This window comes from Nocardioides marinisabuli (assembly GCF_013466785.1).
GTDB lineage: Bacteria > Actinomycetota > Actinomycetes > Propionibacteriales > Nocardioidaceae > Nocardioides > Nocardioides marinisabuli.
In genome coordinates this window covers 2,053,512-2,072,568 of sequence record NZ_CP059163.1, presented here as the reverse complement: position 1 = coordinate 2,072,568, position 19,057 = coordinate 2,053,512, and the positions used below count along the sequence as shown (strand labels likewise).

At 72.7% G+C, this 19,057-nt stretch carries 12 protein-coding genes and 1 riboswitch; of the genes, 2 read left to right on the top strand and 10 right to left on the bottom strand.

Annotated features, from left to right (window positions below):
* Positions 1 to 50: 50 nt before the first annotated feature.
* From H0S66_RS09850 to dacB, 4 genes are all read right to left on the bottom strand, one after another.
* On the bottom strand, positions 51 to 5,801 hold the full coding sequence (locus H0S66_RS09850) for a peroxidase family protein (RefSeq protein WP_180923901.1): 5,751 nt from the start codon (positions 5,799 to 5,801) through the stop codon (positions 51 to 53).
* Between the two features lie 213 nt (positions 5,802 to 6,014).
* Positions 6,015 to 6,995, bottom strand: coding sequence for a tRNA lysidine(34) synthetase TilS (gene tilS, locus H0S66_RS09845; protein ID WP_179615227.1), 981 nt, complete (start codon positions 6,993 to 6,995; stop codon positions 6,015 to 6,017).
* 22 nt (positions 6,996 to 7,017) lie between these two features.
* Complete coding sequence (locus H0S66_RS09840; protein ID WP_179615226.1) at positions 7,018 to 8,055, bottom strand: zinc-dependent metalloprotease; 1,038 nt, start codon at positions 8,053 to 8,055, stop codon at positions 7,018 to 7,020.
* Positions 8,056 to 8,068: 13 nt separating this feature from the next.
* Positions 8,069 to 9,583, bottom strand: a complete 1,515-nt coding sequence (dacB, locus tag H0S66_RS09835; RefSeq protein ID WP_179615225.1) for a D-alanyl-D-alanine carboxypeptidase/D-alanyl-D-alanine endopeptidase — start codon at positions 9,581 to 9,583, stop codon at positions 8,069 to 8,071.
* A 128-nt stretch (positions 9,584 to 9,711) separates the two neighbouring features.
* Between dacB and H0S66_RS09830 the strand changes: the two genes are divergently transcribed.
* Positions 9,712 to 10,200, top strand: coding sequence for an inorganic diphosphatase (locus H0S66_RS09830; protein ID WP_179617306.1), 489 nt, complete (start codon positions 9,712 to 9,714; stop codon positions 10,198 to 10,200).
* 120 nt (positions 10,201 to 10,320) lie between these two features.
* On the opposite strand, the gene H0S66_RS09825 is transcribed toward H0S66_RS09830, so the two are convergent.
* The 5 genes from H0S66_RS09825 to H0S66_RS09805 all read right to left on the bottom strand — a co-directional run bounded on the left by H0S66_RS09825 (position 10,321) and on the right by H0S66_RS09805 (position 17,237).
* Positions 10,321 to 12,348: an acyl-CoA dehydrogenase family protein gene (locus H0S66_RS09825; RefSeq protein ID WP_179615224.1), complete on the bottom strand. Its 2,028-nt coding sequence runs from the start codon at positions 12,346 to 12,348 to the stop codon at positions 10,321 to 10,323.
* Between the two features lie 39 nt (positions 12,349 to 12,387).
* Positions 12,388 to 13,434, bottom strand: a complete 1,047-nt coding sequence (locus tag H0S66_RS09820) for a phosphatase PAP2 family protein (protein ID WP_258017199.1) — start codon at positions 13,432 to 13,434, stop codon at positions 12,388 to 12,390.
* Between the two features lie 25 nt (positions 13,435 to 13,459).
* Positions 13,460 to 14,485: an ABC transporter ATP-binding protein gene (locus tag H0S66_RS09815; RefSeq protein ID WP_179615223.1), complete on the bottom strand. Its 1,026-nt coding sequence runs from the start codon at positions 14,483 to 14,485 to the stop codon at positions 13,460 to 13,462.
* The gene (locus H0S66_RS09810) at positions 14,485 to 16,143 is read right to left on the bottom strand and encodes an ABC transporter permease (protein ID WP_179615222.1); all 1,659 of its coding nucleotides are present in this window, start codon (positions 16,141 to 16,143) and stop codon (positions 14,485 to 14,487) included. Before H0S66_RS09810 ends, H0S66_RS09815 begins: the two co-directional genes overlap by 1 nt.
* On the bottom strand, positions 16,143 to 17,237 hold the full coding sequence (locus H0S66_RS09805; protein WP_179615221.1) for a thiamine ABC transporter substrate-binding protein: 1,095 nt from the start codon (positions 17,235 to 17,237) through the stop codon (positions 16,143 to 16,145). The genes H0S66_RS09810 and H0S66_RS09805 overlap by 1 nt, the downstream gene beginning before the upstream one ends.
* Positions 17,236 to 17,357: riboswitch (TPP riboswitch) on the bottom strand. (Overlaps the previous gene by 2 nt.)
* A 35-nt stretch (positions 17,358 to 17,392) precedes the next feature.
* Here H0S66_RS09805 and H0S66_RS09800 point away from each other — a divergent pair.
* A complete protein-coding gene (locus H0S66_RS09800; RefSeq protein WP_179615220.1) occupies positions 17,393 to 17,845 on the top strand; it encodes a GNAT family N-acetyltransferase in 453 nt (150 codons plus the stop codon).
* 80 nt (positions 17,846 to 17,925) lie between these two features.
* Here H0S66_RS09800 and H0S66_RS09795 read toward each other — a convergent pair whose 3' ends face one another.
* Complete coding sequence (locus H0S66_RS09795; RefSeq protein WP_179615219.1) at positions 17,926 to 19,032, bottom strand: MBL fold metallo-hydrolase; 1,107 nt, start codon at positions 19,030 to 19,032, stop codon at positions 17,926 to 17,928.
* Between the last annotated feature and the right edge of the window lie 25 nt (positions 19,033 to 19,057).

Sequence of the window (19,057 nt, the reverse complement as noted above, 5' to 3'; positions counted from 1 at the left end):
AGCGGCAGGGGCCGGGCCGCGGATGCGGTCCGGCCCCTGCGCACGGGCGGTCAGGAGTCGACCGCGCTCCATCCACCACGAGGGCTGCTCGTGGCCGACTTCCCCGCCTTGGCCCGCTTGACCCGGACCTTCCGCGTCTTGGCCGCGGAGGACTCCACGTCCGACGAGCCGAGGTAGCGGACCTTGACGCGGTGCGTCCCCACGGCCAGCTTGGGCAGCTTCAGCCGCAGCACTCCGGCCTGGTCCGCGTCGAGCGTGCGGGTCAGGTTCTTGGCACCCCGCACCCTCACCCGGATCTCCCCGGTCGGCACGGTCTCGTCGGCCGTGCGCACCACGACCTTGATGTCAGCTCGCTGACCGGCTCGCACCGGCTTGTCCAGCACCTTGAGCCTGGTCTTGGACGAGACCGGTGCCGCCGGCTCGGGGTCAGGGACCGGGTCGGGGTCAGGGACCGGGTCGGGGTCCGGGACCGGGTCGGGGTCCGGGACCGGGTCGGGGTCCGGGACCGGGTCGGGGTCCGGGACCGGGTCAGGGTCCGGGACCGGGTCAGGGTCCGGGACCGGGTCAGGGTCCGGAGCCGGGTCAGGGTCCGGAGCCGGGTCAGGGTCCGGAGCCGGGTCAGGGTCCGGAGCCGGGTCAGGGTCCGGAGCCGGGTCAGGGTCCGGAGCCGGGTCAGGGTCCGGAGCCGGGTCGGGGTCCGGCTCCACAGGCTCCTCCGGCTCCACGGGCTCCTCCGGCTCTGTGGGCTCCTCCGGCTCCGTCCCGGTGAAGCTCACCGGTCCCATCGGCTCGGACGCGGCACCGGTGCCCGCCGCGTTCACGGCAGCGACCGTGAACTTGTAGGCGATGGCCGGATCGGGGTCGAGACCGTCGACGACGAGGCTGGTCGCCTCGGGCCCGGCGGTGCGGGTGCCGAGCACGGCCTCGTCGGCGTAGACCGTGACGACGTGACCGGTGATCTCGGCGCCGCCGTTGTCGACCGCCCGGGTCCAGGAGACCTGGATGCGACCCAGAGCGGTGACGGACGCGACGTTGCTGATCGGCGGTGTCGGGGCCGCGGGCCCGGTCGCCGTCTCGGCCACCGGGTTCTCGGTGGGCAGTGACGCTGCGCTCTCCACGGTGCCGTGGTCGTCGGTGTAGTCGGCGACCACCCGGAGGAACTTGCCCACGTGCTCGGCCAGCGGGACGAAGCCCGTCACGTTGTACGGGTTGGTCGCCACGTCGGTCCACTCGCCCGTGCCGGTCTCGGACACCTGCCAGGTCCAGGTGAGGGTGTCCCCGGCCAGGGCCAGGCCGTCCCCGTCCTGCAGCCCGGAGGCACGGACCACCTGTCCGACGACGGGGCTCTGGGTGCTGAGCACCGGCGGGATCGGGACGTCCTGGACGTTGACCACCGTCTCGGTCGTCGGCTCGGACTTGATCGTCCTCAGGACGCCCTGGTCGTCGAAGAAGGTCACCTCGACCCTGAGCAGGTGGTCGACCTCGAAGTCCCCTGGGGTGAAGGTGACGGTGCACTCGAGGACCCCGGCCGCGTTGGGCGCGCAGCTGCTCGGGCTCTGGACCGTGGTGGCCAGCCACTCGGGCACCGCGTCGTCCTCGGTCATCATCCAGCGGAACTGGATGTCCGTCGGGTTCTGGACCGTGTTCTGGCCGTCGAACACCACGGTCGCGGTGATCGGTGCGTCCTCGGTCGCAGGAGCCTGGTAGCTGAGGGCTGCGGTTCCGTAGCTGCCGCAGGCCTCCATCGGCTCAGGGCCGAGGACGAAGCACCCGTCGTCGAACTCGAGGAGCTCGATGTTGCGCAGGACGTCGGAACCGTCCAGCTCCCGGTCCTCCCCGTCGGTGGCGGGGTGGTCGACGCGCCAGTAGCCGTCGCCCAGGTCGGTCACGTCGTACTGCGAGCTGGGCGCGCTGTACACCGCGAGGTCGTTGTCGTCCGGACCCGGGCTCTCGACGATCTCGCGGACGAACTCGATGTCGCCCGGGTCGACCGTGCCGTTGAAGATGGCCGCCTGCAGAGCCTTGTCGCCGGGGCTGGTGTAGCGGGTGCCGTTGACCCGGACGTAGACGTCGAGGTAGGCGTCACCGTCGATGAAGTCGTCACCGGCCCGACCCTGGATCATGTCGCTCCCGGAGCCGCCGAGCAGCAGGTTGTTGACGATCTCGGTGTCGACGCCGATCTCCTGGCGCATGAACCGCTCCGCGTAGTTCTGGGCGTGGCCCGGGTCGAGCATCGCCCTGAGCCCCCCGATCTTGTCCATCGAGGCCTGCGTCATGACGTGGTCCGTCGGGTCGGCGATGTCGTCGATCGCCCGGCCGACGCCGCGCAGCACGTCGTTCCCGTCGCCGCCGGAGACACCCTCGATCATGTCGAAGCGGTCACGCACGGCTTGGACGTCCGGGCGCTGCAGGGTGGTGAACCTCAGGTCCACGTCCACGCCGCGGCGGTCACCTCGGTAGGTGACCCAGTCGTACCCGTGCATGCCCTCCATCCGGTCCGTGCCCTGCGCCCGTCCGATCAGGATGTCGTCGCCACCCTCGCCCTCGTTGTCGTCGTTGCCGGCGCCGCCGTCGACGATGTCGTCGCCGCCGTGCGGGTTGGACTGGAACTGGTTGGCGTTGTCGCCCTGGAGCAGGTCGGCGTGGGCACCGCCCTCGATCCAGTCGTCGTGCTCACCGCCGAAGACGGTGTCGCGACCACCGCCGCCGATGACGACGTCACGGCCCGTGCTCGCGAAGACCGTCTTGAAGTCCTTGCCGGTGCTGACGTAGTCGTGGCCGTGCCCGGCCAGGATCAGGTCGTCGCCGGAGCCGCCCTTGATGGCGTCGTTGCCGAACCCGCCCTTCATGTTGTCGTCACCGAAGGTGTCGGTGAGGATGTCGTTGCCCGGCCCACCGAGGTGGCTGTCGTTGCCGGAACCGCCCTCGATCCGGTCGTCGCCGCCATAGCCCCAGAGCGAGTCGTCACCCTGACCGGCGCGGATCCTGTCGTTGGTGGCAGGGGCCTCACCGGTGCGCAGCCCATGGATCTCGACGTGCTCGTCGCCGTCCCACCGGTAGGTGCCGTCCGGCATCAGCACCAGCCCGTCCGGCAGCGGCGTGGGCAGGTTCTCCAGGTCGATGAACGGGTCCGGCACCGAGAAGATGTCTGCCGGGAGCAGCGAGGCATCGGTGTTGCGCCGGATGAGGCCGGCGAACGAGTTGCCCTCCAGGGCGGAGAAGAGCTGGTTGCCCTGGTTGCGGAACAGGTAGTAGAACCGGTCGCCGAACTGCAGGTCCTCGATCTGCTTCTCGAAGACGTAGTTGAACGTCGAGCCGAGCATGCCACCGAAGGGCTCGAGCGCCTCGGCCAGGCCGCCCACCCAGAAGTCGACCTCCTCGAGGCCGGTGGTGGTCTGACCGTCCACGTTGGCCCAGGCACCCGTGCTGTTCATGAAGTCCAGGCGGTCAACCGGGGCTCCGGCGCCGTCGTTGACGATCAGGTCGGCCGCTTCGCGCTTGGCCGCCACGGTGGTCGCGGCCTGGATCGTCTCGTGCTTGCCGTAGGCGGCCACGAAGTTGACCAGCGAGGCGTTCGGGTTCGCCGACTCGCGGCCGAAGTTGTCGCCGTTCTTCATGCCGAGGCCGAAGTCGACCCAGCTGGTGTACGGCTCCAGCATCGGGTCGCCGCTCTCCTCGAAGAACGTCCTGCGCGCCACCTGCAGCGGCGGCACACCCGCGTCCCGGGCCCGGACGATGTTGATCGTCGCCAGGTCGAGCGGCAGGCCGAGCAGGTTGTTGCGCAGCGTGTCGATGATGTGCTCGTCGATCTGGCCGCCGACCTGGTTGGTCGTCCCGTTGACGACCGCACCGGCCGCCTGCTCGGGAGTCAGCGTCCCGTCGTTGTCGTAGGCCCGTGGATCGAGGAACCCCTCGAGCAGGGACACGTCCTGCACCCCCGGCACACCGGGCAGGTCGCGCTGGATCTCCTCGGTCAGCATGGAGTGGCCGAACCGGTAGACCACGTGCGCGAACTCGGCCCGGATCGCCGGGTTGATGGTGGCGTCGTAGCTGTTCTCGTTGAACACGATCGCATCGATCGCCGGCTGGATCTTGCGGGCGAACTCCTCGAAGACGAGGTGCTGGTACTGCATCTCGGTCGGGAACTTCGCAGCCTGGAAGATCCGCTGCTCGTAAGTCCAGTCATCGGCCTCGGGGCCCTCGGGCAGGGGCTCGCCCAGCAGCTCCTCGTAGGTGTTCGTCTCGCCCTGGAAGGCCAGCTTCAGCTGCTCGTTGCCCGGCTTGTCGAGGATGTCCTCGATGGCCTGGGCCATCCGGTTGTGCTCGGCGTGGAAGATGTGGTGCACCGAGGTCAGGCCGATGTTCTCGTTGCCCCGGCCGTCGCCGGTGACGAAGTGCTCGTCGAGGGTGACGTTGTCGTAGCCGCTCAGGTCCCTGGGATCCTGACTGGCTCCGTGGGCGATGTCGTCGAGGAACGCGTGGTCGGTGCGTGCCGCGCCCTGCGTCGTGGCCGGGTTCGTCGGGTCGCCCTCGACCTCCGTGCCGTCCGCCATCTGCAGCACCGGGAACCCGTTGGCCCCGGGGATGAAGTTGCCGTACTGGTCCACGTCGACCTGCGGGACGTTGACCACGTCGGGGTAGTCGTTGTTGTCCGGCCCCGGGGCGCCCTCGGCCCCGAGGGCGATGCCGAGCACGTCACGGGCCTGCCGCTTCACGTCGGCCCAGGTGGCCAGCCCGCCGGTGCCGCCACCGGGCAGGGTGCCGTCGAGCAGCCGTCCGGTGTCGATCGGCGCGTCCGGCGTGGCCGGGTCGCCGTCGTGGTCGCCCAGCCGGTACTCGCGGAGGAAGACCTGGTGCGAGGGGTGCGAGGTGTAGGTCTGGTTCTGGTCGATGAACGGCGTGGTCTGGTTGTTGTGCACGTCGTCCTCGGTGCCGACCGTGCCGTCGGGTCCGGGGTAGCGGGTGGCCCGGCTCAGCAGCAGGAAGTTGGTCCGGCCGCCCTCCTGGTAGAGCGGGTCGTCGGGCCGCAGCGGCACCACCATGGTGCCGTTCCCGCCCTTGTTGACCAGGTCGAGGCCGTGGTCGAAGAACTGGCCGAAGAAGGTGAACCAGGCGTTGAACGGCGCGGAGAGCGCCTCGTCCGGCGCGGTGTTGGGGACGAAGACGTTGCCCTCGGCGTCGATCGTCGAGCCAGGGGTGTTGTCGTGGGCGTTCTGGGCGGCCGGGTTGGCGATCGTCTGGTCGACGATCAGGTTGCTGATGATGCGTGGCTGGGAGTCGTAGACGAAGCCCTGCTGCTGGGAGTAGCACGTCGTCCCCGCGTCACACATGCTGGTGTCGGCCGGGTTGTTGCCGGGCGCCCCGGGCGGTGCCGCTTCGCCCTTGCGCCAGCGCGTGGGGAGCAGGCGCGGGAAGGGCTGGTCCGCGGCGCCGAACTCCGGGTGCTCGAGGTTGTTGCTCGAGCCGTCCACCGTCCGCAGGCCGTCGGGGAGAGCCGGGTCCGCCACGCACTTGCCCGTCGTGTCGGTCGGGCGCGCGCAGAGCAGCCGACCGCCGGCGGCGTGCGCCTCGGCGATCTGGATCTGCTTCAGGATGTGCTCGAGGTCCTCCTCGATCAGGATGAAGTCAGGATCCGGGTCGACCGCGAACGCCGCGTTGGTCGCAGCTCCCAGGCCGGCCACCCCCGAGATCGCCATCACCGTGGCGAGCGCCCCCAGCATGGCGGCGCGGAACTTCCGTGGCGTTGCGACCACGGACGTGTGATTTCGGCTCATCTGAGCTCCCCCGTCGAGTCTGACCACGCATCTGCATGGCCGCGGGCACATCCGGTCCGCTGCGCCAGTGTGTGGAGACGAGGACCCCTCATCGGGGTCGAAGGGGTGCTAGTTACCTCAGATCGGGGACACGCCGGCGCGACTGGTCCAGGCACGACAGCAGGGGCCGGACCCGGCGCTTGCCCACCGCCAGTCTCCGGCCGGCTCCGCCCCCAGGGGTCACTCTCAGGGGTCGGTCGACTAGCGCGAGGAGACCACCTGGACCAGGCCACCCACCCGCACCCCGCGCAGGTGCCCGGGCAGGTCGACCCACTTCTGCCCGCGCCAGCGGGTGACGAGGGAGTCGAGGGCGAGCACGTGCTCGTGGAAGAGCTCGGCGGCCGGGGCGCCGGCGGCGAGGGCGGCGAGCCGCAGCACGCGGCGCCGCAGCGCGTCGGGGGCGCCCTCGAGCGCCTCGACCGGGAGGGCGCCCTCGGCGGTCACCAGGTCGGCGTACGTCGCCTCGGCGATGTCGTCGAGGAGGTCGGCGTCGGCGCGCAGCTGGTCGGCGGTGCGGGCGAGGGTGGCGGCGATGCCGGGGCCGAGCTGCTCCTCGAGGACCGGGAGGACGGTGCGGCGCACCCGCACCCGGGCGAAGCCGGGGTCGAGGTTGTGCGGGTCGTCCCACGTCTCGATGCCCTCGACCTGGCAGGCGGTGACGGTGTCGTCGCGTGGGACGTCGAGCAGGGGGCGGCGGTAGCGGTCGAAGCGGCGGCGCATCCCGGCCAGCGACCGGCCGCCCGAGCCGCGCGCGAGCCCGAGCAGCACCGTCTCGGCCTGGTCGTCGCGGGTGTGGCCCAGCAGGACCGCCGCGGCGCCGACGTGGTCGGCGACCTGCTCGAGCACGGCGTACCTGGCGCGCCGGGCCGCTGCCTCGGGCCCGATGCCGGCGTCGGAGCCGACCTGCACCCGGGCGGTCAGGGTCTCGGCGGCGCCCAGCGCCGCCATCTGCTCCACCACCCGTGCCGCCTGCTCGGCGGACCCCTCCTGGAGGCCGTGGTCGACGGTGGCGCCGACGACCCGCCACCCACCGGCGCGGGCCTCGTGCACCGTCGCGGCCAGCAGCGCCAGGGAGTCGGGGCCGCCGGAGCAGGCCACCACCACGGTGTCGCCCTCGGCGAGGTCCTCGAGGTCACGTCGTACGGCGACCCGCACCGCCGCGACCGACGGGTGCAGCCTCACGGTGCCGGCCTCGTCGGCGGCGTCACAGGACGCGCGCGACCCACGCCTGCGGGTCGTGGATCTCGGCCTTGCTCGGCAGGTTCTCCGGCCCGGCGAAGACCGCGTTGAACTCGCTCATCCCGACCTTGTCGACGACCGCGCGCACGAACGCCGCCCCGTCGCGGTACTGCGCCATCTTGACGTCGAGGCCCAGCAGCCGGCGTACGAGCCGGTCGAGGGTGCCCACGCCCTTGCGGCGCTCGTTGAACTTCGCCCGGATCTCCTCCACCGAGCCGATGACCTCGGGGCCGACGCCGTCCATCACCACGTCGGCGTGGCCCTCGAGCAGCGACATGACACCGGTCGCCTGGTCCATCAGCTCGCGCTGCTCGGGGGTGCTGAACATCTCCACGAGGCTGCCCCCCGAGGTGCCCGAGCCTACGGCGGCCTTGACCCGGGCGAGGCCGTCCTCGAGCAGGCTGGCGCTGTCCATGGTCGCGCTGAGCTGCTCGACGAGGGAGAAGATGTGGTCGCGCATCCAGGGCACCGCGGTGAACTGCACCCGGTGGGTCTCCTCGTGCAGGCACACCCACAGCCGGAAGTCGGTGGGGTCGGCGCCGATCTCGCGCTCGACCTGCACGATGTTGGGCGCCACCAGCAGCAGCCGGCCGGAGGGGTCGTGGAAGGGGTCGAACTGCCCCAGCACCTTGCCTGCCAGGAAGCCCAGCAGGCCGCCGACCTCGGCGCCGGTGATCCGGGAGCCGACCGCCAGCGACAGCCCGCTCGGGGGCTTCTTCTCCACCAGCTTGGCCACCATCGGCGCGAGCACGGTGCTGAAGGCGTCGGCGTTGGCCTGCACCCAGCCGCCGCGGTCGACCACCAGCACCGGCGCGGTGTCGGCGTCGGCGTGCAACCCGGTGAACTCGGCGACCAGCGGCGTCGAGCGGTGCGCCCCGGCGCGCAGCTCCGCCACGGCTGCGGCGGCCTCGTCGCGACCCACCGTCGGCCCGTCGCCGGCCAGCCTGGTGCCGAGCCGCACCGCGAGGTCCCAGTCGATGATCTGCGGAGGGCTCGTCGTCATGGGACGAACCTACTCACCGACCGGCTGCGGCCGACCCACCCCGGGCGCACCGGCAGGCCGCCAGTGCGGCCGCGGCGCTGTCGAGGGCCGCCTGCGCGTAGGCCTCGTCGACCTCGCCCACCCGGTCGAGCATCAGCGCGAACACCATGGGTACGCCGTCGCGGCTCACCGCCGTGCCGGCCAGGCTGCTCACGCCGCTCAGCGTGCCGGTCTTGGCCCGCACCGACCCCACGGCCGCCGCCGGGGCGTCGTCGAAGCGGAAGGTCAGCGAGCCGCTGAAGCCGGCCACCGGCAGCCCGCCGAGCACCGCCCGCACCGGGTCGTCGGCCTCGGCGCCGAGCACCGCCTGCAGCAGCCCGACGAGGGTCTCGGGGGCGATCAGGTTCTCCCGCGACAGCCCGCTGCCGTCGTACAGGCGCTGCGGCGCGGGCACCCCGAGCCGCTCCAGCACGGTCTCGACCCCGCGGACCCCGTCGACGAAGGAGCCTGCGCCGCCGGTGGCGAGCCCGACGTGGCGCAGCAGCACCTCGGTGGCCTCGTTGTCGCTGACCTGCAGCAGCCGGTCGACGACGTCGTCGACGGGCGCGCTCTCGACCGCCGCGACCTCCTCCCCTCGACCACGGACGGCGGCAGGGGCGCCCTGCACCCGGACGCCCTCGGCGGCCAGCGCATCGGCGAAGACCTGCGCGGCCACCGCCGCCGGGTCGGCGACCCGGCCGTAGCCGGTCTCGGGGCGGCCCTGGTCGACCCACAGCGCGGTGATCGGCGCGACCACGTCGCCGACGTAGGTGTCGGGCCAGCGCGGGTTGAACGCCGGCCCGGAGAACAACCGGTCGTCGTAGCCCACCCGCACCCGGCGCACGCCCTGCTCGCGCAGCTCGGCGGCGCTGAGCCGGGCCAGGGTGGTGATGTCGGCGCGGGCCGGCACGCTGGCGGTGCCCGGCTCGTCGGGGGCCCGCATCAGGAAGGGGTCGCCGCCGCCGACGACGACCAGGCGGTCGCCGCGCAGCACGGTCGTGGTGCGGAAGGTGGTGCCCGGCTCGATGGTCTCCAGCGCGGCCACCGACGTCAGCAGCTTGGTGGTCGAGGCCGGCACCAGCGCCGCACCCTTCTCGTACGCCGGCGCCCCGCTGGCCCCCGCGACCGCCACCGAGACCCGCCTGCCGAGCCGGTCGTCGCCCAGGCGCTGCTGCAGCGCGCGTCGTACGGCGGTCGGGCTGAGCTCGCCGGCGGTGGCCGGGTCGAGCGCCTCGGCCACCTCGGCCGGGTCCGTCAGCGCCGGCAGGCTGAGCCCCTCGGGCAGCGGGACCGCGGCCGGGTCGGTGCTCGGGTCGGGCTCCTCCTCGTCGCCCAGCACCCGCTCGCGCAGGCTCTCGAGCCGCTCACGGGCGGGGTCGACGAGGTCGAGGCGCCAGGCCGCCGCACCCGCAGCGAGGGCCAGCACCAGCAGCAGGACCAGCCACGTGGCGGCCCGTCCGGCGTCGTCGCGCGGGGTCGCCGGGGAGTGGCGTGGGTCACGTCGAGCCACCTGATGAACCTCCCCGTTCACGTTTCGAGCCATTGTGCGCGAGACTGTCGGCGGCTCCGCCACGGGGCCCGACAACGACTTTTGACGACCGGCCCTCGTGCCGGACCGACACGCGGAGGCAATACGTGCTGGAGTTCGACGTACTGGTGGAGATCCCCAAGGGCGAGCGGAACAAGTACGAGGTCGACCACGAGTCCGGCCGGCTGCGCCTGGACCGGACCCTCTTCACCTCGACCCAGTACCCCGCCGACTACGGCTACATCGAGGAGACCCTCGGTCAGGACGGCGACCCGCTCGACGCCCTGGTGATCCTGCAGCAGCCCACCTTCCCGGGCTGCCTGATCAAGTGCCGCGCGATCGGCATGTTCCGGATGACCGACGAGGCCGGCGGCGACGACAAGGTGCTGTGCGTGCCCGCGGCCGACCCGCGCCTGGAGCACCTGCGCGACATCAGCCACGTCTCCAAGTTCGACCGCCTGGAGATCCAGCACTTCTTCGAGGTCTACAAGGACCTCGAGCCCGGCAAGTCCGTCGAGGGCGCCGAGTGGGTCGGGCGCACCGAGGCCGAGGCCGAGGTCGTCGCCTCCTTCGAGCGCGCCAAGACCAACGGCCACTGAGCGACGTACGGCCCCTGATGGTTCATCGGGTACCCGATGAACCTGGCGCCGCCTGACTGAAGCTTCGGTCAGGCGGCGCGAGTTCCATCGGGTACCCGATGAAACTCCCGGGAGCGCCCCTCAGCCCAGCTCGCCGACCAGCTCGGGGGCACGCAGCATCTCGGTCGGTACGCCGAAGGCGTCGACCAGGTCGCCGGCCAGCGGGCGGACCTTGCGGCACAGCGCGGCCACCTCGCGGCTGATCGCCTTCGAGCGCTGCACGGAGAGCCGGCCGTGCTCCATGAACCACGCCCGGTCGCCCTCGATCACCGAGAGGGCGTAGAGGTCGCAGAGCAGGTTGAGGGCGACCTTCTGGTCGCCGTCGGGCAGCGAGCGGGTCTTGGCCACGAACGCCTCGAGCACCAGGCGCTCCATGTGGGCGTCGGCGGCGCCGATGACGTGGTCCTGCACCCGGGAGAACACCGCGCCGGCGGGCATCCCCTGGTCGACGCCGCGCTTGAGGCGCCGCGCCGCGCCGCTGATCATGTGCTCCTCGCGGAAGCGCAGCATCGCCAGCTGGTACTCCGGGTCGAGCAGGCCGGCCTCCTGGTCCCACTCGTCGCCGCCGGGCAGCAGGTCGCGCACCCGCTCCAGCAGCTGGTGCACGCGGGTCTTCTCCACGACCGTGTCGACGGCCAGGGCGGCCACGAAGCGCGCCATCCCGAGCTGGTCCATGTCCTCGAACTCGCTGGCGTAGTCGGTCAGCAGGCCCTTGGCCACCAGCTGCAGCAGCACGTGGTTGTCGCCCTCGAAGGTCGTGAAGACGTCGGTGTCGGCCTTGAGCGCGGTGAAGCGGTTCTCGGCCAGGTAGCCCGCGCCGCCGCACGCCTCGCGGCACTCCTGGATGGTGCGGGTCGCGTGCCAGGTGCCGAGCGCCTTGGTGCCGGCGGCGCGCGACTCGAGCTCGCGCCTGGTCTGCTCGTCGTCGGCGGCGCCGGTGAGCACGTCGTGCAGCTGGGAGGTCAGCTCCTCCTGGGCGAAGTGCAGCGCGTAGGTGCGCGCCAGCAGCGGCAGCAGCCGTCGCTGGTGCATGCCGTAGTCGAGCAGCAGCGACTCCTGCTCGTCGTCGCTGGCCTCGAACTGGCGGCGCTGCAGGGCGTACTTGACCGCGATCGCCAGCGCGACCTTGCTGGCGCTGATCCCGGCGGCGCCGACGCTGACGCGACCGGTGACCAGGGTGCCGAGCATGGTGAAGAAGCGCCGGTTGGGGTTGTCGATGGGGCTCTCGTAGACACCGGCCTCGGAGACGTCGGCGAACCGGTTGAGCAGCGCCTCGCGCGGCACCCGCACCCCGTCGAACCACAGCCGCCCGTTGTCGACGCCGTTGAGGCCCATCTTGAGGCCGTCGTCCTCGATGCGCACCCCCGGCGCCGGCTCGCCGTCGACGCGGATCGGCACCACGAAGGCGTGCACGCCGCGGCCCTCGCCGCCGACCTCGAGCTGGGCGAAGACGACGGCCAGCTCGCCGTGGGCGGCGGCGTTGCCGATGTAGTCCTTGCGGGCGTCCTCGCGGGTCGTGGTGATCACGAACTCCCCCGCCTCCACGTCGTACGTCGCGACCGTGCCGAGGGCCTGGACGTTCGAGCCGTGCCCGGTCTCGGTCATCGCGAAGCAGCCCAGCAGCTCACCGGTGATCAGCCGGGGCAGGTACTCGTCGTGGTGGCGCCGGGTGCCGAGCTGCTGGATCGCGCCGCCGAAGAGGCCGAACTGCACGCCCACCTTGACCAGCACCGACAGGTCGCCGAAGGCGAGGGTCTCGAAGGCCGCGACCGACGCGCCCGGGTCGCCGCCGCCGCCGTGCTCGGTCGGGAAGCCCATGCCGGTCTGCCCGGTCGCGGCCAGCTCGACGATGAGGTCCTTGACCCTCTCGCGGTAGTCGCCGCGGCTCATCGTCTCGGCGTCGGTGAGGATGTCGGCGTTGTCGACGAGGTTGCGGCGCACCAGCGCGCGCACCTCGGCGTAGCGCCCGTCGAGCAGCCGCTGCAGCGCCTCGACGTCGACGTCGGGCTGCACGTAGCCGTCGGCGGCCGCCTCCTGGGCCGGCTCCTGGGCCGGCTCCTCGCCGTGCGAGGGGGGCGTGGTGCCGGGCGCGGTGGTCTGGGTCGCCATGTCGCCACGCTACCGGCCCGGAGGGGTGAGGACCGGGCTTCAGTCCCGCGAGACCGGGATCTTCGAGGTCGTCGTGGTCGGGTGCGAGGCGAGCCCGCCGTGGTCGAACTTCTGCCCGGTGGCCAGGCCGCCGACGTAGAAGGCGACGAGCGCGATCATGATGCCGGCCAGGTCGTCGGCTACGTAGTGCCAGCCGAAGTACAAGGTGGCCACCACGGTGACGCCGAAGTTGACCCAGAAGACGATCTTGAGGACCTTCGAGCGCAGCGTGTACTGCACCAGCAGCGCCACCAGCAGGGTGATCGCGGTGTGCAGGCTCGCGAACCCGGCCACCGACTGCACCTGCCCGGTCAGACCGCCGAGGATGACGCCCTGGCGCGAGGAGACCAGCGAGTCCATCAGGTCGTTGGTGGGCGTCTGGGCGAGGTCGGCGTAGAGCGAGACGTACTCCAGGCCCGGGCCCAGGGTCGGCAGCGCGTAGTAGGACACGGTGCCCAGGCTCCAGGCGATGCACTGGGAGGTGACGAACCAGTAGCCGTAGGACATGTTGCGCGACCACACGAGCCACGCGGTCAGCGCCAGCGGCACCAGCGGCAGGAACCACAGGTAGATGTAGGACAGCAGGTAGGCCACCACGTCGGTGCCGAGCAGCCCGTGCAGCACGATCGCCGGGTCGTTGCCGAAGAACAGCGCCCGGTCGAGCAGGTGCAGCTCACGGTCGTACTTCGTCTCGATCATGAACGGCAGGAACGACTTGAGGTTGCGGTAGCAGACGTAGGTGACGTAGAAGCTCACGATGCCCAGCACCACCAGCGTGAGCCGCTCGCGGTTCCAGTGGGTGCGCAGCCGCTCGCGCGCCACCCGCAGCATCGCGCCGGGGTGGCCCTTGCCGAACCACAGCGAGCGCGGCAGCAGGTCCAGCAGCAGCGCGCCGGTCAGCAGCAGCGGCAGCCGCAGCCACGACGGGCCCAGGAAGCTGCCCTCCGGGTCGACCAGCCGCTTGTCGAGGACGACGGCGGTGATGATGGCCCACAGGCCCATGACGAGGGCGGTGCCCACGAGGAGGGCATAGGCGCGGCGGTACACGGGACCGGAGTCTAGTGAACGGTCCTCACCGCGCGTCGGGCGCGCCGGGCGGCACCTCCGGCAGCACCTCGGGCAGCACCGCCAGCCGGGTCTGGTCGACCCGCAGCCGCACCCGGTCGCCGGGTCCCAGGCGCCGGTCGAGCCCGGCCACGGCGTCGCACTCGCCGACGCCGTCGACGTCGAGCACGAGCCGCTGCTGCTCGGGGGTCGCGCGCAGCGAGCGCACCACCCCGGCCAGCGGCCCGTCGTCGCCCACCTGCAGCGCCGAGCGTCGTACGGCGACCGCGGCGGCGCGCCGGTCGTGCGGGCCCGCGGCGTCGAGCACCCGCTGGGCGCCGGCGCCCTCCAGCACCCGGGCGTAGCCGAGGAACAGCGCGGTCGCGGTGTCGGCCGGCGAGCGCCAGACCGCCTCGATCGCGCCCTCCTGCACCAGGCGGCCCTCCCGCATCACCGCCAGCCGGTCGGCCACGGTGAAGGCCTCGTCGTGGTCGTGGGTCACCATCAGCGCAGTGGTGCCGGCGCGGTGCAGGATGTCGCGCAGGTCGCCGGCCAGCCGCTCGCGCAGCCCGGCGTCGAGCGCCGAGAGCGGCTCGTCGAGCAGCAGCAGCCGCGGCTGCACGGCCAGCGCCCGGGCCAGGGCAACCCGCTGCCGCTCCCCGCCGGAGAGGGTGCCGGGCAGCCGGTCGGCGTACCCGGCGAGGCCCACGAGCTCGAGCAGCTCCTCGACACGGCGCGCGGCGCCGGGGGCGCGGCGCAGGCGCAGGGCGTAGCCGACGTTGCGGCCCACGGTGAGGTGGGTGAAGAGCTGGCCGTCCTGGAACATCAGCGCGAAGCCGCGCTTGTGGGTGGGCACCCGGGCCAGGTCCTGGCCGTCCCAGCGGATCGAGCCGGCGCTGGGCTCGAGCCCGGCGACGGCGCGCAGCAGCGTCGACTTGCCGCACCCCGAGGGGCCGAGCACGGCGAGCACCTGGCCGTCGGGCAGGTCGAGGGAGACCCCGCGCACCGCGGGCACCCCGTCGTAGGCGACGTCGACGTCGGTCAGGGACAGCATCAGAAGGCTCCTAGGGAGGGCACGCGCAGGCGCTCGACGGCGAGCACGACGACGGCGGTGGTGGCGGCCAGCACCACCGAGGCGGCCAGGGCGGTGCCGTAGCTGAGCTCGCCGGGGCGCCCGATGAGCCGGAAGATCAGCACCGGCAGCGTCGGGCTGTCGGGCCGGGCCAGGAACGAGGTGGCGCCGAACTCGCCGAGGGAGATCGCGAACGCGAAGCCGGAGGCGGCCAGCAGCGGGCGCCACACGACCGGCAGGTCGACGGTGGCCACCGCCCGCAGCGGCCCGGCGCCCAGCGAGGCCGCGGCTTGGCGCTGGCGGTCGTCGACGCCGGCGAGCACCGGCACGAGGGTGCGCACCACCAGCGGCAGCGCCACCAGCGCCTGGGCCAGCGGCACCAGCACCGGCGACTCGCGCAGGTCGAGGGGCGGGGAGTCGAGGGTGATGAAGAAGCCGAAGCCCAGGGTCACCGCGGAGACCCCCAGCGGCAGCATGAAGAAGCCGTCGAGCACCGAGCGGACGCGGCGCTCGGCGCGCCCGTGGGAGCGGCGGGTCAGCACCAGGGCGACCAGGCCGCCGAGCAGCAGCGCCATCCAGGTGGCGTCGACGGCGGTGCGCAGCGAGGTCACCAGCGCCTCCAGCGCGGGCACCTGAAGGGCCTGCTGCTCGCCGTCGGCGGCCAGGGCCCGGTAGTAGGCCAGCGACCAGGTGTCGTCGACGCGCAGCGAGCCGACCACGAGGGTGGCGACGGGGGCAGCGACCAGCACCAGCAGCAGCGCGGTGGCCACCAGCTGGGGGGTGTCGCTGCGCCGGGGCCGGCGCGGACGGGCTGTGCTGCGCGCCAGCGTCGGGTCGGGCACGGCGCGCAGCCGGCCCGCGACCACCAGCAGCGCCACCACCGCGACCAGCTGGACCATCGACAGCGCCGCGGCGGCCTGCAGGTCGAGGTACTGCACGGTGAGCAGGTAGATCTCGGTCTCGACCGAGGAGTAGCGCAGCCCGCCGAGGGTGAGCACGACGCCGAAGGCGGTGGCGCAGAAGAGGAAGACCACGCTGGCGGAGGAGACCACGGCCGGGCGCAGCATCGGCCAGGTGACGGTGCGGAAGACCTGCGCCGGCGAGGCACCCAGGGCCGCCGCGGCCTCCCCGGGCCGCACGTCGAGGCCCTCCCAGGCCGCGCCCACGCCGCGGATCACCACCGCCACGTTGAAGAACACCAGGCCGGCGACGATCCCCGCGGCGGTGCCGTCGAGGTCGACCCGACCACCGGTGAGCGCCACCACCGGGCCCGACTCCCCCAGCAGCTGGCGGAAGGCGACCCCGACCACGACCGTCGGCAGCACGAACGGCACCAGCAGCGCCGCCCGCACCGCGCGGCGTCCGGGCCAGCGCAGCCGGTGCAGCGCGTACGCCGCCGGCAGCCCGAGCAGCACCGCGAGGACCGTCGCGACCGCCGAGGACCACACCGTGAACCACAGCACCCGGCCGGTGCGCGGGCGGGTGAGGACCTCGAGCACGGCCCCGACGTCGAGGTCGCCGTCGACGACGAACCCGCGCTCGAGCATGCCCGCCACGGGCAGCACGAAGAAGACCCCGAGCACCGCCAGCGGCAGCCCGGCCAGCGCGACCAGGCCGAGCACGCGGCGGGGGGCGGTCATCAGCTGCTGACCAGGTCGCCCCACTCGCGCAGCCACGCGTCGCGGTTCTCGTCGATCTCGGCGGGCTCCACGGCCCACGGGTCCTCGGGCCGCTCGGTCAGGTCGGCCCACTCCTCGGGCAGCTCGGTGCCCTCGACGACCGGGTAGACGTACATCGAGGAGGGCAGCGCCTCCTGCACCTCCGGGGAGACCAGCCACTCGAGCACCGCCTGCGCCCCCTCGGGGTTGTCGGCGCCGCGCAGCACGCCGGCGTACTCGACCTGCTCGTAGCAGGTGTCGAGCAGGGCGCGGGTGGTCGTGCCGCCCTCGCCGTCGACGGTGAAGGCCGGTGAGGAGTCGTAGGACGTCACGATCGGCCGGTCGCCCTTGCCGCCGCCCTGGGTGAAGTCGACCTGGTAGGCGTCCTCCCAGCCGTTGACGACCTTCGCGTCGTTGTCGAGCAGCTCCTCCCACCACTCCTGCCAGTCGTCGCCGTACGCCGCGATGGTGGTCAGCAGGAACGCGAAGCCGGGCGAGCTGGTGGTCGCGCCGGGGGTCACGAAGAGGCCCTCGTAGGCGGGGTCGACCAGGTCGTCGAGGGTCTCGGGCGCGTCGAGGTCGCGCTCGGCGAACCAGGTGGTGTCGACGTTGACGCACACGTTGCCGGTGTCGACGGCGACCAGCGTGCCCTCGTCGTCGCCGGGCAGCGCGTTCTCCTCGACGCCGGCGGGGGCGTCGATCTCGGCGGGGGCGAAGACGTCGGCCTCGAGCGCCCGCGAGCCGAAGGTGTTGTCGACGCCGAAGGCGACGTCGCCGATCGGGCTGTCGGTGTTGAGCACCAGCTGGCTGGTCAGCGCCCCGGCGTCGCCGCCGGCGCGCTGCTCGAGGTCGTAGCCGCTCTCGCGCTCGAAGCGCTTCACCAGCTTCTCGGGCAGGAAGAAGCTGTCGTGGGTGACGAGCACGACCGTGCCGCCGGCCTCGCCGTCGGTGCCGGCGGCCCCGCCCGGGGCGGTGGCCGACTCGTCGTCGCCGGTGCCGACCAGCGAGCAGCCGCTGACGGTCAGGGCCAGCAGCGCCGCGGCGGCTGTCCTCGTGGGGTGGATGGGCGTACGCATGCGTCGCACCTGGACTCCCTTCGCCGGTCTTAACCGGAGCAGGTTCGGAGGGTCTGCGGCGGGTCCGCACTCTCAGCACCACCCCGGCTCGGCCGGGCGGGTGCTCCCCTGTCTGTCGCCCTCGAGGGTATCCGGCGACGTGGTGGGATGGTCCGGTGACCCTCGCCATCACCGCCCAGCCCTTCGCCGCCCTCGACCCCGCGGCGGCGTACGACGTGTGGCGGCTGCGCCAGCTGGTCTTCGTCGTCGAGCAGCAGTGCCCCTACCCCGACCTCGACGGCCGCGACCCCGAGCCCGGCACCCGCCACGTGCTGCTGACCGAGGACGGTGTGCTGGTCGGGTACGCCCGGGTGCTCGACGACGCGACCACCTGGCGGGTCGGGCGCGTCGTCCTGGCCCCCAGCGTGCGCGGGCGCGGTCTCGCCGACCAGCTGGTGCACACCGCCCTGGAGGTCTGCCCCGACCGCGACGTCGTCCTGGACGCCCAGTCGCCCCTGGCCGGCTGGTACGCCACCTTCGGCTTCACCCCCGACGGCGAGGAGTTCCTCGAGGACGGCATCCCGCACGTGCCGATGCGCCGGGTGCATGAGTCCCCGGTCGACCGGTGACTCATGCACTTGTCAGGGGTTGCAACACCTGACAAGTGCAGGAACCCCCGGCTGACCGGGGACTCATGCAAACGGCCCGGTCAGGGCGTGGCGGTGAAGACGACCCCGCCGTCGGTCTCCTCGCGGGTGACCTGGCCGCGGGCGTGGAGCAGCTCGAGGTGGGCCTTGGTCTCCATGGCGGCCATGCCCTGGCTGAAGACGTCGAGGCTGTCGTAGGCCTTCTCGTGGCGGGTCCAGCCGAGGCGCCCGGCGACGTCGTGGCCGGTGAGCGGGCCGGCCGACAGCGCGGCGAGGCTCTGGTCGAGCCGGTCCTCGTGGAAGGCGAGCAGCTCGTCGACCCGGGCGTGGGTCGAGGGTGAGACGGGGCCGTGGGCGGGCAGGACCTGCAGGTCGGGCAGCGAGCGCACCTTGGTCAGGGAGGCCATGAAGTGGCCCAGCGGCTGGTCCATCGGCGGCACGGTGAACCCGATCGAGGGGGTGATGGTGGGCAGCACGTGGTCGCCGGCGAAGAGCAGCCCGGCGTCGGCCTCGGCGAAGACGAAGTGGCCGGGGGTGTGGCCCGGGGTGTGCACGGCGTCGAGCACCCGCGCGCCGACCTCGATGCGCTGGTCGCCGGTGAGCCAGGTGGTCGGGTACTGCCAGTGGGTCAGGTCGGGGTCGTCCTCACCGACACCCAGCCACACCTCGGCGACCTCGTGGGCGCCCGCCGAGCGCAGCACCGCCACGAACGGGTTCTCGGTGAGGTCGCCGGCGTGGTTGAGCAGGTCGAGGGCCGGCTTCTCCTCCTGCCCCAGCGCCACGTCGATGCCGAGCTCGCGGCCCAGCACGGTGGCCATCGTGAAGTGGTCGCGGTGCACGTGGGTGACCAGGAAGCGGTTGATGTCGGCGAAGCCGGCACCGATGCCCTTGAGGCACCGCTCGAGCAGCTCGCGCGCCTCCGGGATCGCCCATCCCCCGTCGACCAGCGTCAGCCCGTCGTCGGTCTCGATCGTGTAGACGTTGATCGCCTTGAGCCCGTCCATGGGCAGCGGCAGCGGGATCCGGTGGATGCCGGGCGCGACCTGCCAGGCCCCCTCGGCGGTCCAGTGCTCGCCCGAGTCGGGCGAGACGGCGTACGCCGTGGGCGTGCCGCCGCGGGGCTCACGCGGCTGCGGGGTCTGCTGGCCTGAACTGGTTGACGCGGTCACCCGTCCGACCTTAGGCCCCGCGCCG